This is a genomic window from Commensalibacter melissae, assembly GCF_003691365.1.
In the GTDB taxonomy this organism is placed as follows: domain Bacteria; phylum Pseudomonadota; class Alphaproteobacteria; order Acetobacterales; family Acetobacteraceae; genus Commensalibacter; species Commensalibacter melissae.
In genome coordinates this window covers 1,178,247-1,192,549 of record NZ_CP033087.1, presented here as the reverse complement: position 1 = coordinate 1,192,549, position 14,303 = coordinate 1,178,247, and the positions used below count along the sequence as shown (strand labels likewise).

The 14,303-nt window shown below is 37.8% G+C and carries 15 protein-coding genes; 5 read left to right on the top strand and 10 right to left on the bottom strand.

Annotated features, from left to right (window positions below; translation table 11 throughout):
• Positions 1 to 33 precede the first annotated feature (33 nt).
• Positions 34 to 786 (top strand): trypsin-like serine peptidase, encoded by a 753-nt coding sequence (locus tag D9V35_RS05410; RefSeq protein WP_162988591.1) that lies wholly within the window; start codon positions 34 to 36, stop codon positions 784 to 786.
• Between the two features lie 4 nt (positions 787 to 790).
• Here the strand turns inward: D9V35_RS05410 and D9V35_RS09350 are convergent, their stop codons facing one another.
• Both D9V35_RS09350 and argH read right to left on the bottom strand, forming a co-directional pair.
• The gene (locus D9V35_RS09350) at positions 791 to 940 is read right to left on the bottom strand and encodes a hypothetical protein (RefSeq protein WP_162988590.1); all 150 of its coding nucleotides are present in this window, start codon (positions 938 to 940) and stop codon (positions 791 to 793) included.
• Entirely contained in the window at positions 937 to 2,337 is a 1,401-nt protein-coding gene (gene argH / locus D9V35_RS05405; protein ID WP_232347466.1) for an argininosuccinate lyase, read from the bottom strand. The genes D9V35_RS09350 and argH overlap by 4 nt, the downstream gene beginning before the upstream one ends.
• Before the next feature lie 154 nt (positions 2,338 to 2,491).
• Between argH and D9V35_RS05400 the strand changes: the two genes are divergently transcribed.
• Complete coding sequence (locus D9V35_RS05400; RefSeq protein ID WP_162988589.1) at positions 2,492 to 3,154, top strand: JAB domain-containing protein; 663 nt, start codon at positions 2,492 to 2,494, stop codon at positions 3,152 to 3,154.
• Here the strand turns inward: D9V35_RS05400 and D9V35_RS05395 are convergent.
• From D9V35_RS05395 to rpmE, 4 genes are all read right to left on the bottom strand, one after another.
• Positions 3,117 to 4,244 carry a 5-(carboxyamino)imidazole ribonucleotide synthase gene (locus D9V35_RS05395; RefSeq protein ID WP_122123687.1) on the bottom strand — a complete coding sequence of 376 codons (1,128 nt, stop codon included), beginning with the start codon at positions 4,242 to 4,244 and terminating at the stop codon, positions 3,117 to 3,119. The genes D9V35_RS05400 and D9V35_RS05395 overlap by 38 nt on opposite strands.
• 26 nt (positions 4,245 to 4,270) lie before the next feature.
• Positions 4,271 to 4,780: a 5-(carboxyamino)imidazole ribonucleotide mutase gene (gene purE / locus D9V35_RS05390; RefSeq protein ID WP_122123686.1), complete on the bottom strand. Its 510-nt coding sequence runs from the start codon at positions 4,778 to 4,780 to the stop codon at positions 4,271 to 4,273.
• Positions 4,781 to 4,782: 2 nt separating this feature from the next.
• Entirely contained in the window at positions 4,783 to 5,451 is a 669-nt protein-coding gene (locus D9V35_RS05385; protein WP_122123685.1) for a DUF1013 domain-containing protein, read from the bottom strand.
• Between the two features lie 176 nt (positions 5,452 to 5,627).
• Positions 5,628 to 5,855 carry a 50S ribosomal protein L31 gene (gene rpmE / locus D9V35_RS05380; RefSeq protein WP_110438117.1) on the bottom strand — a complete coding sequence of 76 codons (228 nt, stop codon included), beginning with the start codon at positions 5,853 to 5,855 and terminating at the stop codon, positions 5,628 to 5,630.
• 198 nt (positions 5,856 to 6,053) lie between these two features.
• Here rpmE and mscL point away from each other — a divergent pair, with 198 nt between their 5' ends.
• Together mscL and D9V35_RS05370 are read left to right on the top strand one after the other, a co-directional pair.
• Positions 6,054 to 6,524, top strand: coding sequence for a large-conductance mechanosensitive channel protein MscL (gene mscL, locus D9V35_RS05375; protein ID WP_240993345.1), 471 nt, complete (start codon positions 6,054 to 6,056; stop codon positions 6,522 to 6,524).
• A gap of 51 nt (positions 6,525 to 6,575) precedes the next feature.
• Positions 6,576 to 6,908: a hypothetical protein gene (locus D9V35_RS05370; RefSeq protein WP_122123684.1), complete on the top strand. Its 333-nt coding sequence runs from the start codon at positions 6,576 to 6,578 to the stop codon at positions 6,906 to 6,908.
• Positions 6,909 to 6,946: 38 nt separating this feature from the next.
• Here D9V35_RS05370 and secF read toward each other — a convergent pair whose 3' ends face one another.
• Positions 6,947 to 7,885 (bottom strand): protein translocase subunit SecF, encoded by a 939-nt coding sequence (gene secF, locus D9V35_RS05365; RefSeq protein ID WP_122123683.1) that lies wholly within the window; start codon positions 7,883 to 7,885, stop codon positions 6,947 to 6,949.
• Between the two features lie 10 nt (positions 7,886 to 7,895).
• Positions 7,896 to 9,449: a protein translocase subunit SecD gene (gene secD, locus D9V35_RS05360; RefSeq protein ID WP_122123682.1), complete on the bottom strand. Its 1,554-nt coding sequence runs from the start codon at positions 9,447 to 9,449 to the stop codon at positions 7,896 to 7,898.
• A gap of 242 nt (positions 9,450 to 9,691) precedes the next feature.
• Here secD and D9V35_RS05355 point away from each other — a divergent pair, with 242 nt between their 5' ends.
• Complete coding sequence (locus D9V35_RS05355; protein WP_122123681.1) at positions 9,692 to 10,690, top strand: Gfo/Idh/MocA family protein; 999 nt, start codon at positions 9,692 to 9,694, stop codon at positions 10,688 to 10,690.
• Between the two features lie 453 nt (positions 10,691 to 11,143).
• Here D9V35_RS05355 and D9V35_RS05350 read toward each other — a convergent pair whose 3' ends face one another.
• Both D9V35_RS05350 and D9V35_RS05345 read right to left on the bottom strand, forming a co-directional pair.
• The gene (locus D9V35_RS05350; RefSeq protein ID WP_122123680.1) at positions 11,144 to 12,202 is read right to left on the bottom strand and encodes a beta/alpha barrel domain-containing protein; all 1,059 of its coding nucleotides are present in this window, start codon (positions 12,200 to 12,202) and stop codon (positions 11,144 to 11,146) included.
• A gap of 164 nt (positions 12,203 to 12,366) precedes the next feature.
• Positions 12,367 to 14,202, bottom strand: coding sequence for an ABC-F family ATP-binding cassette domain-containing protein (locus D9V35_RS05345; RefSeq protein WP_122123679.1), 1,836 nt, complete (start codon positions 14,200 to 14,202; stop codon positions 12,367 to 12,369).
• Positions 14,203 to 14,303 lie beyond the last annotated feature (101 nt).

The window sequence follows — 14,303 nt, the reverse complement described above, 5'->3', positions numbered from 1 at the left end:
AGGAAAAAAGAAATAGCGATAAGGGATGGAAAATTGAATATTTTTATCAGGATATTTACATGTACGATATTTATATCGATTTCAACCTTATCCTATTCCGTTCCCGCAAAAGATTTGCCAGGCATTAGCCAAAAAAACAATCATCGACAATTGGTAAATCCTGCAGAGAAACCTTGGCAGGTTTTGGGACGTGTACAAACAGAGCTTGGTACGCATTGTACGGGATTTCTTGTCAGTTCAAGATTGGTGATAACTGCAGCTCATTGTTTATGGATTAGAAAAACCAATCATTTTGTCAACCCACATTCTGTTCATTTTCTTCTGGGATACCAGCGACAAACTTATCGATCAGCTTATAATGTCCTTAATATTATTAAATCAGAAAATTATAAGGGAGAGGGTTCGGAAAAAGCCACATTGGACAATATTCACCATGACTGGGCCTATCTTGTGCTTAATGATAAAAAAACAAATCAAGAGGATTTTTTCGGTTTTAATAAAGATCAACCTTATATCGGTATGATTATATATCTGGCTGGTTATGATCAGGACCGTCAGGAAGTTTTATATGCTGATCAAGAATGTCATGTAACCGATATATTAAAAAATAATGGGGGTAAAACTATTCTTGCGCATGACTGTCAAGCCACATATGGAAGTAGTGGTGCCCCTTTGTTTACAGTAAATAAAAATAAGGAATGGGTTATAACAGCAATTCAGATTGCCGCTTATTCAGATCGTCCCGGTGGCATGGCCGTGTTACTCACCACTCCACCCAGGGATTAATGGATTAGTCTTGAGGTGGATAGGCTCGGGGATAAATTACTTTTTCGGGGGGACCAACCGGTTTAGGAGATGCTTTTTTGCCACATCCAGACAGGGTGATTGTGAGGATTGCAATACTACCAAGAGCGAAAAAAAGAGAAAAAAAACGTTTCATGATATATCCTTTAATTTATCGATCCATATTTTTGCAGATTTTCTTACATTTTTGGGAGCGGTGCCACCTTCACTGGTTCGAGAGGCAAGTGAGGACTGAACTCCTAAAACTGAATATATATCATTGTTAATCAAAGGTTCGATTTCCTGCATTTTTTGTAAAGGCACATTCTCAAGAGCAAGATTATGTGTTTCGGCATAGCTGACAATTTTTCCTGTTACATGATGGGCTGTTCTGAAGGGTAATTCTAATTCTTTAACCAGCCAGTCTGCGAGATCTGTGGCTGTAGAGAAACCGGACCCTGCCCAATAGGCCATATTGTCTTGATTGGCCTTTAAATCTGCAATCATTCCTGAACAAGCGGCTAAACACAGAATAATAGTTTCGGTTGCAGCAAAAACCTGTTCCTTGTCTTCTTGCATATCTTTAGCATATGCGAGAGGAAGACCCTTCATGACGGTCAAAAGTCCTGTAAGTGCACCTGAAATTCGTCCAACTTTGGCCCGAACCAGTTCGGCGGCATCTGGATTTCGTTTTTGTGGCATGATGGATGAACCTGTAGTATAGGCATCTGAAAGCTGGATAAAAGAAAAAGGAGATGAACACCAAATTACAATTTCTTCCGCCATGCGTGAAAGATGAATCGACATGATGGAAAGAGCGGAAAGATATTCCAGGGCAAAGTCACGATCAGAGACTGCGTCAAGTGAATTTGCCATGGGACGGTCAAATCCCAATAATTTAGAAGTCAATTGGCGGTCAATTGGGAATGAGGTGCCAGCTAAAGCCGCCGCACCCAAGGGATTTTCATTTAGTCGTCTGCGTGCATCTATCAATCGTCCCCGATCCCGATTCAACATTTCTGTATAAGCCAGTAAATGATGACCGAACGTCACCGGTTGGGCAGATTGCAAATGAGTGAAACCGGGCATAGCTGTTTCCGCATATTCCAGAGCTCGGGAAGCAAGGGTCAGCATCAGATGATTTATCATTGGAATTAATTCATCGATATTTTGTCTGATCCATAAACGAAAATCTGTCGCAACTTGGTCATTTCTTGAGCGTGCTGTATGAAGCCTTTTTCCTGCCTCACCGATACGTTCTGCCAAACGGGCTTCGATATTCATATGAATATCCTCAAGAGCTCTGCTAAATTCGAATTGACCAGATTGAATTTCTCGCTCAATTTCCCTAAGACCTTGATGAATACTGTTTTTATCCGCTTCGGAAATTATTTTCTGTTTGGCCAGCATTTCTGCATGAGCTATTGACCCTTGTATATCCTGTTTCCATAAGTTTTTATCAAAGCCGATAGAGGCATTTATTTGCTCCATAATGGCTGAAGGTCCAGAGGTGAAACGTCCTCCCCACTGTTTGTTGGCAGTTTTTTGATTCAAGAATTCAATCTCCTAATTTATTGGTATATATAATCTTAATAATCTTACGTAATTAATATTTAAACTGTATTAATAAAGAACTTATCCTATTCGAACATAAGGAATCAACATTTTGAGAATTGAGGATGTTTTCAATATGAAAATGCACAGTTTTATGAAAGAAAAACAAGATAATATAAAATCTGATTCACAATATTTAACTTTGTTATCCCAATGGATAAAATTTGAACAACATAATGAAAATTGGCAAGAAAATATTCTAACAAAACTTGGATCTTTTCCGCATCTTTTTACCTATGACAAAAATCAGTTAATTGAGGAATTCAATTTATCTGAAAAGGATATAGCGTTTATTTCCCTTATATATGCAACAAGCATACGTATTTTGAAATCAGAAATTTATAATAAAAACATTCTACGGTTTAAAAAATATTTAACCGATTATCTAATTGCTTTCTTATCAAGAGAAACGATTGAACATTTCTATATTATTCTTCTCGATAGGAATGCCCATATCATTTCAATCAGTCATCAAGCTTCAGGGACCGTGAGTACCACATCCATCCATATCCGTGAAATAGCGAAATATGCTCTTAAATTCGAGGTTGAATCCTTGATTCTGGTACATAATCATCCCAGTGGAATAGCGTTACCTTCGGAAGCTGATAAAAAATTAACATATATATTAGTTGAAGCCTTGGAAGCAGTTAATATTGATATCGCCGATCATATAATAATCGGGAATGGTATCTATTTTTCTTTTTTGGAAAGTGGATTGCTTAATCCCCAGAACAAAGAAATGATAATGCCGCTTTAATTCCGAATTCTCCGGGTAAACCATTATATGGAAAATTTATATTGACATGTCCCATTTTTCGACCCGGTTTTGCTTCCTTTTTTCCGTATAAATGTCCTATCATTCGATCATTTTTTAAAATCTTTGGCCAATATTCCAGTGTTTGGGGGCCTATAAGATTTTTCATGATGGCATCCGAATGTCGAGCTATAGGCGGTAAGGGAAGATTTGCGACAGCACGAATATGCATTTCAAATTGGTCAAAGGGACAGGCATTCATTGTCCAATGTCCTGAATTGTGAGGACGGGGTGCTATTTCATTGACAAGAATATTATCCTGATCATCAATGAACATTTCAACTCCCAAGATACCAACAAGTTTGAGAGCCTGGGCTATCTTAACTGCGATCTTTTTGGCTTTATTTTGCAATGCTGAGGTAATTCGGGCTGGTGCGATACTGAGGTCAAGAATTCCATTTTTATGTCGGTTTTCAGTAACATCGAATGTTTGTAATTCATCATGTTCATTCTGAACAACCATCACGCTAATTTCTTTATAAAAGTTTACTTTTTTTTCAGCAATTAGAGGGTGAGGATTCAAATTTTTAAAGGCTTTTTTGAATTCTTCGTCGGTACGGATAACGGCCTGACCTTTACCATCATACCCCAATCTAGTGGTTTTAAGGATAAAAGGAAATCCCAGTTTTTCTGCCGCATTTATGCCATCTTCTAACTGAAAAACAGAAATCCATTGAGTGGTTGGAATATCATGTTGATTTAAAAAGTCTTTTTCAAGAAACCTGTCTTGGCTGATTTTTAAGACATTGCTGGAAGGATGAACAGGTCGTACGGTGGCAAGATATTCTATTCCTTCTATATTTATATTTTCAAATTCAAATGTTATTACATCAACCTGTTCAGCAAATTGTTTTAAAATTGATTGATCATGATAAGATCCAACCGTAATGCCAGAAGCCACTTGAGCGGCAGGAGCATCCATAATGTCAGATAAAATATGTGTTCTAAATCCAAGACGTGCCGCCGCTACAGCAGACATTCTGCCTAATTGTCCGCCTCCAACGATTCCTATGGTTGAATTAGGTAAAAGCATAAGTCCCTCTTATTAATAATGTATAATTAAAGTGGAGAAATAGAGACAGAATCTGTTTGTGCTTTGCGCCAGGAAACTAAGCGTTGGGCGATTGACTGATCAGCGATAGATAGGATAGATACTGCCAAAAGTGCCGCATTAATGGCCCCAGCTTTTCCGATGGCCAGGGTGCCAACCGGAATACCTGCAGGCATTTGCACAATTGATAACAAACTGTCCTTACCGTTTAGGGCATGGGTTTGCATTGGTACACCAAGAACAGGTAAATGTGTCCAGGCGGCAACCATACCGGGAAGATGTGCAGCGCCACCTGCGCCTGCAATAATAACCCTGATTCCCCGTTCAACAGCGGATATTGCATATTCCCTTAATCGATCGGGTGTACGATGAGCCGATACAATTTTTACTTCATGTGATATATCAAGTTTTTTTAATATATCAGCACTGTGACTCATAATATCCCAGTCCGACTGGCTGCCCATAATAACACCAACAGCGAGGGAAATATTTGATGAAGAGGAATGGGATAATGGCATAATTAATTTAGATCGTCGGATTGATTGTTTTTTTCAGAATAATTGGAAAATATATGATTGATATCTAGCTCTTCTTTCTTTGTTTCTGAAGATTCCTGATGTTCTGTTGTTTCTGAGGGATTAAGGGAAGAGGTATCCGTCTCATCCTTCTCAACACGTCTGTTCGCTTCGGCAACAGCACTGTTTAAATCCATTTGACTGCATAATCCCAGTATGATTGGATCACGTGGTTTAATATTGGCGGAATTCCAATGCTGTTTATCTCTTACCTTGGCAATTGTATCTTTAGTCGTTCCCAAAAGCTTGGCAATTTGCTGATCTAGCAATTGGGGATAGTTTCTTAACAGGAAGGCAATTGCATCAGGACGATCATTTCTCTTTGAAATGGGAGTATATCTTGCGCCTTTTGATCGCTTGACGATTTGCATGCGATTTGCTGATAGTTTTAGTTTTAGATCTGGATCAGCCTCACAGCGATTAATCTCTTCTTGGGTTAACTGGCCATTGGCAACAGGATCATAGCCAATGATACTTTGAGCTACCTCGCCATCGGCAATTGCCTGGACTTCCAAAGGATGCATGCCACAAAATTCTGCAATTTGATTAAAGGTTAAAGCAGTTTTTTCAATAAGCCATACTGCGGTAGCCTTAGGCATAAGAGGTAAGGTCATGACAATCCTGTATGATAAAAATAGAGTAGAATATTATTAAAAACTTAAAACTGTAAATTTTAAGTTAAAACAATATAGACTATTTTAAAAGCTGTAATTTAGTAATTTTATTTGATTGAGATAAGGGTGATGAAGTCACCCTTACATCAATAAGGTTAATAAAATAATCTAATTATTTAAACCTTTTTTTGTCCGATACCAGCAAAACGCTTGTTAAATTTCGCAACTTGACCCCGTGTATCATTGATACGCTGAACTCCGGTCCATGCAGGATGAGATTTAGGATCTACGTCAAGACGCAATGTATCGCCATTAGAGCCATAACAGGAACGGGTTTTGAATTCAGTACCGTCTGTCATGACGACTGTAATTTCGTGATAATCTGGATGGATATCGTTTTTCATGATTTTCTCTTAACAGATTGTAAAAAAAACTCCGTTAACAGACGGAGAAAGAAAATGTATTTATAGTCATTTTACTGCTCGAAATCAATCTCTTCTTTGTTATTTTTTACTGTTTGACATTTTTTTCTTATTTAAAATTCTTTTTTCAAATATAATTGATACGTAACTATTTTTTAGAGCAATTGAATGGAAATGAAAATGAGTTATGAAAATATGGCTAAAAAAAGTAGGAGCATTAAATGGATTCATGAATTTGAATCCTTTATCATGCGGGGTAATGTTGTTGATCTGGCTGTGGGTATTATCGTTGGTGCCGCTTTTACAAGTGTGGTTAAAAGTTTGGTGAATGATATTTTCAATCCCATCATTGGTTTGTTTCTAGGTGGTGTCGATTTCAGTAATTTATTTATCACCTTAAAGGGACCTCATGTTAAAACACTGGCCGAGGCACAAAGAATAGGTGCGGTAACTTTAAACTTTGGAGTTTTTCTCAACACGATTATTCAGTTTCTAATTATCGGATTTGTTGTTTTCCTGATTGTCAGAGGGTTGAATGATATCTATAATCGCATCAAGACGCAGCAAGAAGTTAAAGCCGCACAACCAACAAAACAGGAAGTTTTACTGCAGGAAATAAGAGATATTCTTGCAAACAGAAAACAATCCTAGATCAATTTTTGATAAATTGATTATAAGTCTATGGGAACAAAGAAGTTTTAAATGTTTAAGCGATATGTTTTATTAGGATTAACCTTTTTTTTGTTTCCCTTGAGCGCTTGTCAATCACAAGAAAATTCATTAAAGTCATCTGAACGCGTAACCTCACATTCCATTGCCTATAATTACATATTTACTCATGGTATGTGTATTGGTTATCTAGGTAGCTTATCTTCTGTTTTATTGACTGATTTCCAGGATATTTTTTTAAAGGATCAAAATGCTAAACATTACGTTATGATGGCATTATCGAAACCGAATAAGCATAATTTGAAAAATGCAAAAAATTCTGTGGAAATACTGATACAGTCTTTGAATAAAAATAATATTCGTTAAAAATTGAGCAGTTCTTTTAAACTGCTCATGAAATAATTCTAGGATGATCTTTTGGTTTTTCTTCTCAAGCTTCCCTCTTCCATAAATAGAAGCAGGGGAGCGGCAATGAAGATGGAGGAAGACGTTCCCACAACAATACCAAATAACATTACCCACGCAAAACCGGAAAGAGATGCACCACCGAACAGGGCAAGAGGTAAGGCGGCTAAAAACACGGTAAACGAAGTGGCAAGGGTTCTGCTTAACGTTTCATTAATTGATAGGTCAAGCAATTCTTGAAATGGCATGGAATGATATTTTCTTAGATTTTCCCTTACTCGATCATATACGACAACTTTATCGTTTGTTGAATAGCCTAGAATTGTCAAGATGGCAGCCACCATGACCAGATCGAATTCAAAATGTGTGATTACAAGAAATCCGATTGTTTTTGTTAAATCAAGAAGCAAGGTTATAATGGCGCTAAGTGCAAATTCCCATTCAAATCGAAACCAGATATAAATCATAATCATAAAAAGACTGATTCCAAGTGCCAAAAGCCCATTTCTGAATAATTCAGAGGAAACAGAGGCACCAACAGCATCGGCTCGTACAATTTTTGTACCAGTTTCATAATTTGTAACGGCTGATCTGACTTTGCTGATCAATATCTGGGTTGCATCGCCATTATTTTCTTTGGGTGCGTCAAGCCGGATCAGGACATTATTTTTCCCACCAAATTGTTGTAATCCAGCTGCTGTAATGTCGGCATCAGATAAAAATTTGCGCAATTTGCTAAAATCAGCAGGTTCAGGAGTTTGCGCTTCAACCACAATACCGCCACGGAAATCCAGTCCCAATGTCAAGCCGGGATGAAAGAAAAGAATAATTGATGCAATAGATAAAACCGCTGATGTTATCAGGCCGGCAAAGCGTCCACGCATAAAATGAATTTTTGTGCCATGTGGGACGAGATGTAATAAAGGACGACCAAGCATATTCTTTCTTTCAAATCGGAAGTTCTTTAGGGCGGGTGACAGCATACCAGCGAATTGTCAGCATCCAGGAGAGGCATAAGGTGGTGAAAAGGGTCGTAACAATACCAATGGTGATAGTCAATGCAAATCCCTTGACCGCACCCGTTCCAAATATGAATAACATGACGTGTGCAATGAAAGCGGTGACGTTACTGTCGATGATTGTATTGAGAGCACGATCAAATCCAGTTTGTAAAGCGTTAAGGGGCGTACGGCCATTACGTGTTTCTTCGCGAATGCGTTCATTGATAAGAATATTTGCGTCAACTGCCATTCCAAGGGTTAGAAGCATTCCCGCCATACCTGGCAAGGTTAGCGTCGCTTCGAAAAGAGATAAAATGGCACTCATTAATACGAGATTTGCAAATAAAGCGATGTTCGCATAGAGACCAAAACGACCATAAAATAGAAGCATAAAAATAATCACAAGGACAAAACCGCTTACCAGACTCAATCCTCCAGCCCTGATAGCATCAGCCCCCAGTGATGGACCAATTGAACGTTCTTCCATCACTTTTAGCGGAGCAGGCAAGGCACCTGCTCGTAAAAGTAAGGCAAGATCAGTGGCTTTTTGCGCATCAAATCCGCCTGTAATTTGACCATTCCCGCCTGTGATTGGAGTCCGAATGACAGGTGCCTCTATAACCTTATTATCCAACACTATAGCGAAACGTTTGTTGATATTGGCACGGGTAACATTTGCGAAAGATTGTGCGCCTGCATTGTCAAAACTGAAATTTACTGCATATTCGCCACTTTGCTGATCAAATCCAGCACTTGCTCCTGTTAGGTCGGCACCGTCAACTTCAATATGATCACGTATTGGTAATTTTTCATTTTCATTTCCAGCTGTTGGGAGAAATGTTACACCGGGTGGAGGTAGGTTTGGGTTTGCATTTTCATCCAATAAGTGAAATGTCATTTTAGCTGTTGTACCAAGTAATTGCTTAATCCGGTTCGGATCACTGACGCCCGGTAGCTGAACAATGATTCTGTCTGTACCCTGACGGGTTATGGATGGATCGACAGCACCTGTTGCATCGATACGTTTGCGAACAATTTCAATGGATTGAGTTACCGCCTCGCTTGCGCGGTGCTGCATTGCATCAGTTGAAAGTTTCATTCTAATTTGATCATTGTTATTACTAACCTCAAATTCATTGGGAACCGCTTTTGGCATTGATCTCAATGCAGATAAAACACCCTCTTTTTCACGTGGATCACGCAAATTAAAAACAATGGTATGATCTTTGGGAACCATATGTAAATTGCGATAACCCAGATTTTTGGAAATAAGGGTTTGCCGAACATTGTCACTCAACGTCTGTAAACGGTTTATGCTGATGGTCTCCACATCCACCTGCATCAGTAAATAGGATCCTCCTTTTAAATCAAGGCCAAGATGGATCTGATGCCAAGGTATCTTAAAAGATGGATGTTTAACAAAATTGGGTAAACATAATAATAGCCCCATGAAACAAGTGGCGAAAACCAGGGCAAGTTTTGTTCGACTGTAATACATCATCGCAGTAACGACTAAATCCTTTTTGTCCCGATGGACTGAAAATGGTTAAAGGGAACGTTTAACAACAGGGTCGTTGTCATGTTATTCGATGCAATATGTTTTGGTTATAATACTATTATATGGCAAGGTATATATAGCATTATAAATAAAAACAATGTTTAAATACGTTTAAGAATATTTTATTTTCTATCCAAATTTAAGAAAAATTGTAAGTTTAAATTTAATATAAAGCGAGAAAACAAATGGCAGAACAGTCGATTTTGCGTGTGGGTATTGCTGGGGCGGGATATTTTGGTCGTTTTCATGCTTTAAAATCTTTTAAAGCAGAGCGTGAAAATCTGATCGGTATCTATGATCCAGTAATTGGCAATGCAATAAAAGTTGGAAAAGAAGCCGGTAATGTTCCCTATATGCCACTTGATCAGCTGTTACAATCTTGTGATGCCTTGATTATTGCCGCACCTGCCGAATTTCATTATGAATTGGCCCTTGAGGCCCTTGAAAAAGGTAGGCATGTTCTAATAGAAAAACCGATTGCCTCAACGCTTGATCAGGCTGATCATCTCATTGATCTGGCAAATAGTCGTGGACTTGTCTTGCAAGTTGGGCATCTTTTACGTTATTCAGCGGAACAGAAAGTTATACATGAACGTATAAAGAAGCCTTTATATATTGAAACCATGCGAATTGCACCTTTCAAGCCGAGAGGGGTTGATGTTTCTGTTATTCTTGATCTAATGATCCATGATCTCGATCTTGTTCTAGCTATCGTACCATCTCATATACGAAAAGTGGATGCGTTGGGTGCATCCGTGACATCAGAATTCGAAGACATAGCAAATGCTCGGGTTACTTTTGAAAATGGATGCGTTGCGACCATTGCAGCCAGTCGTATTTCCTTAAAAACTGAGCGTAAAATGCGAATTTTTTCCGAAGAAGGGTATTTATCGGCTGATTTTGTGGAAAATCAATTGGTCATGATTGGAAAAGAAAAGGGTATGCCTTTACCTGGTACCAATGGATTTAGAAGAGAAGTGGTGAAATGGAAAGATCATGATAATATGGAGGCTGAGCATCATGCTTTTGTAAAATCCTGTCTTGATGGAATACCAGTTCTCGTGGATGGGGTTGCGGGGCGAAGGGCTTTGAATGCAGCATTGGCGGTGATCAAAAGTATAAAAGAATCAAGAGAGCGAATGCAGGTTTCTGGATTATTGAATTCTAAAACAAATAGCTTTTAATATTAATATATCTTTAAAGGGATATAGTTCTGTAATTTATCATGATCTAACAAAGCAGTTTTGATGGTTTGTGCTAATTGTTATGAAGAAATGGTAAATAATGTGTTTTTCATATCGATGGAAATGATCAGCATGATAAAAATTTTGCAGTATTAATTTTTGAAGTTTCACAATTAATTTTCCATAAAAATTAATATTGATGTGAAAATGATATGATTTAGTGGCAAATGATTTCATGCTATCTAGGATTATATTTTAAGATTTTTAAACAGGATAATATTACATAACCATTTATAAAAAATGAACTGTATAATCGTCATAATATAGATTAAATGACATTTATAATAATACAATGTTGTTGTTTTTGAAATAAATGAAAAATTAATAGGAGAAGCCTTTAAATCAAGTTATTGAAAATATTTTTATTTTGATAACTTGATTTAATGTAAAAAATTATTGAAGCGCCTTTTTTATTTGTAATGCTAGCGCAGGATTCCACATTGCGCCGGTTGCACTCATGACAGCATCAGCACCCAGGGAAAGATATGTTTGATAATGTTCTGGGCTATTGACTCCCCCAACACCTGTAATGACAAATTTTTCATTATGATTGGCTCTCCATTCATATAGGCGGGAAACCATTTCTTCACCGGCCCAACGAATTGCATCACCACAAACTCCTCCTGTTGGACGGTCCCTTCCCAAAGCCTGTTTACCTTGAGAGGTCACAGGTCTTGCCGAAAGGGTGTTGATTGCGCAGAAGCCGTCAACGATAGGAGCCAATCTTTCAAGAAAAGAATAAAGAAGTTTGTTATTTTTAAAATAAGCCAGTTTAAGCATCAATGGTTTATCTGGTACGGCATTCTTGATCGCGTGGGCAATCCGTTCAACCTTATCAATATCGAAACATAAAAGGTTATTTGCCCCTTCATTGGGACAGCTTAAATTTGCCTCTAGAAGGGGAACACCTGTCTCATCGACCAAACGGGCCGCTTCTGCATAATTTTCCTCGATATGATTGGTAACACCCAATGTGCCCTGGAAACTGCCGATTACAACCTGTCCAGGTTTTGCATAATTAACTGCGTCCTCCATGTCAGGTTGCCATATATCTGGATCAAAAGAGGGGACACCAAAAGAGTTTGTTATGGATAAAGGCAAATCATAATTTTGATCAGCTAATACTGTATCAACATTTTCTGAAAGTCTATGTTCCGGATGGACAGCCAAGACATTGGGAAGGGGATGGCATTTATATTTTTTTGTTCTGACCGTCTTATAGACGCACAAATCATATCCCCAGTCCAGTGCCGCCTTTACATATTTGCCATTGAGTAAAGGTCCGGCGGGAATACCGAATGGTAGATTAATCTTATTTCCCAGAAAATGAACAGAAGGTTGGTTTACAATAGAAATTTCCGGTTTTTGTGTAAAATCTCCAAAAGGGCCTTTCTGGTAGTTTTCCTCATAACTTAACCTTGGATTGTAAAATGGATGGTTATGATTTTCCATGAACAGGGTTCCTCCTTATGATGATACGTGATTTTCAAATTGTTGATATTTAAAGCCGGAAGTTGCTTGATATTTCATGTCATTCCTATAACATATTACAAAATATATGGCTGTCATGACAGACAATTCAATCAGGTAAAACAAATAATTTAAAATTACAGGATTTACTGATTAGATGAACTGCTTAATTCATCATTTGATTTCAAATTCTCCTGCAAAATTTCCAATTCAAGCCATCTTTCCTCAAGTTTTTCTTGTTCTTTTTGTTTATACAGTAATTGCCGTGTGAATTTTTCAAATAAATCAGGGTCTTTCTGATATAATCCTGGATCATTGAGAAGCTGGTTCAGCTGCATTATAGAGATTTGAAGTTTCTGAAGCTTTTCTGGTAAATGATCCAGTTCATACTGGTCTTTGTATGAAAGTTTTTTAGGTTTTGGTTTAATGGGTGTTTTTGAATATGTTGGTTTTTGCGATTTATTTTGTGTCTTCCTGATAAGATTTTCCTGTTGATATTCACGAAGTGCCATCATGTCAGAATATCCACCGGCATATTCTGTCCAGATACCATCACCTTCAGCTACAAGAACTGAAGTGGCAATTCGATCAAGAAAATCTCGATCATGACTGACCAGAATAAGGGTCCCTTTATAGGTGGACAACACTTCCTGTAACAAATCAAGCGTTTCCAAATCAAAATCATTCGTAGGTTCATCCAGAATCATCAGGTTTGAAGGTTGGCTCAAAGCACAAGCAAGCAATAATCGAGCTTTTTCTCCACCAGATAAAACCTTCACGGGTGTTTTTGCTTGTTCTGGTTGAAAAAGATACTGTTTCATATATCCGATAACGTGTTTTTTTTCCCCTCCGACATCTACATAATCTCCACGTCCACGTGTTAGCGTTTCTGCCAATGTTTTTTCAGGATCAAGAATCTGTCTGTGTTGATCTAGATAATTGATCTCAAGTTTGCTTCCAAGTTTGATTTCTCCCTGATCAGGCAGTTCCTGCTCTATCAATAATTTTAGCAACGTACTTTTACCGGCACCATTTGGACCAATAATGCCAAGCCGATCTCCACGTACAATACGTAAATTTAAATTATTTATGATTGTTCTTGAATTATAGGATTTGGTTATGTTTTTTGCATCTATGACAATTTTACCGGAATTTTCTGCATCACTTGATTGTAGGGTGTCCAAGGAAGGATTCTGTATATGGTTTTTTCTTTTTAGACGAAGTTCTGAAAGTTCCGCCATTCGTCTAACATTACGTTTGCGTCGGGCGGTAACGCCGTAACGCACCCAATCCTCCTCTCTTGCAATTTGACGATTTAACTTATGATACTCCAGTGCTTCCTGTTCGAAAAAATTCTCCCTCCATAATTCAAATTCGGAAAATTTCATGGAAAGTTGCCTTGCCTGTCCTCTATCCAGCCAGATAATGCCTTTTGCCATATTATCCAGAAATCGACGGTCATGGCTGATCACTAAAACCGCAGAAGATAAAGATTTTAATTCAGATTCCAGCCATTCTATTGTTGGAAGATCCAGATGATTTGTGGGTTCATCTAACAGTAATAGATCTGGTCTTGGAGCTAAAACCTTGGCCAGTGCACAGCGTCTTGTTTCACCCCCTGATAGATGTGCAGGATTTTCATTACCAGTTAATCCCAGTGCCTCAAGCAGAATTCGCCCACGAAAATGATCATCCGGACTGGGTAATTCTGAACAAACATAATCAATGGTTTTTGTGAAATAAGAAAGATCAGGTTCTTGGGATAGGCATTGAATGGTAGTGCCAGGCTGTATAAAAAGATTTCCTGAATCTCTATTTTGTAATCCCATTATAATTTTGAATAAAGTGGATTTCCCTGATCCATTTCTACCGACCAGACATAATTTTTCATTATTTGCAATATTGAAATTCAGGTCGGTAAAAAGGGGGTGACCTCCAAAACTGTAAGAAAGATTTTGTATAAGCAAAAGTGGGGATGACATATAATGAGATAATGTGGTTTACAGAATGTTTGCTATATAAGTAAATTTGTATATTAAAACATATTTATTAAATATGAAGATGTAAATATTTTTATTAAATA

Bases quoted from the DNA above. Each gene is read 5' to 3' on its own strand.
- D9V35_RS09350 (WP_162988590.1), bottom strand. From the start codon at position 940: ATGAAACGTTTTTTTTCTCTTTTTTTCGCTCTTGGTAGTATTGCAATC.
- D9V35_RS05400 (WP_162988589.1), top strand. From the start codon at position 2,492: ATGAAAGAAAAACAAGATAATATAAAATCTGATTCACAATATTTAACT.
- D9V35_RS05395 (WP_122123687.1), bottom strand. From the start codon at position 4,244: ATGCTTTTACCTAATTCAACCATAGGAATCGTTGGAGGCGGACAATTA.
- purE (WP_122123686.1), bottom strand. From the start codon at position 4,780: ATGCCATTATCCCATTCCTCTTCATCAAATATTTCCCTCGCTGTTGGT.
- D9V35_RS05385 (WP_122123685.1), bottom strand. From the start codon at position 5,451: ATGACCTTACCTCTTATGCCTAAGGCTACCGCAGTATGGCTTATTGAA.
- rpmE (WP_110438117.1), bottom strand. From the start codon at position 5,855: ATGAAAAACGATATCCATCCAGATTATCACGAAATTACAGTCGTCATG.
- mscL (WP_240993345.1), top strand. From the start codon at position 6,054: ATGAGTTATGAAAATATGGCTAAAAAAAGTAGGAGCATTAAATGGATT.
- D9V35_RS05370 (WP_122123684.1), top strand. From the start codon at position 6,576: ATGTTTAAGCGATATGTTTTATTAGGATTAACCTTTTTTTTGTTTCCC.
- secF (WP_122123683.1), bottom strand. From the start codon at position 7,885: ATGCTTGGTCGTCCTTTATTACATCTCGTCCCACATGGCACAAAAATT.
- secD (WP_122123682.1), bottom strand. From the start codon at position 9,449: ATGATGTATTACAGTCGAACAAAACTTGCCCTGGTTTTCGCCACTTGT.
- D9V35_RS05355 (WP_122123681.1), top strand. From the start codon at position 9,692: ATGGCAGAACAGTCGATTTTGCGTGTGGGTATTGCTGGGGCGGGATAT.
- D9V35_RS05350 (WP_122123680.1), bottom strand. From the start codon at position 12,202: ATGGAAAATCATAACCATCCATTTTACAATCCAAGGTTAAGTTATGAG.
- D9V35_RS05345 (WP_122123679.1), bottom strand. From the start codon at position 14,202: ATGTCATCCCCACTTTTGCTTATACAAAATCTTTCTTACAGTTTTGGA.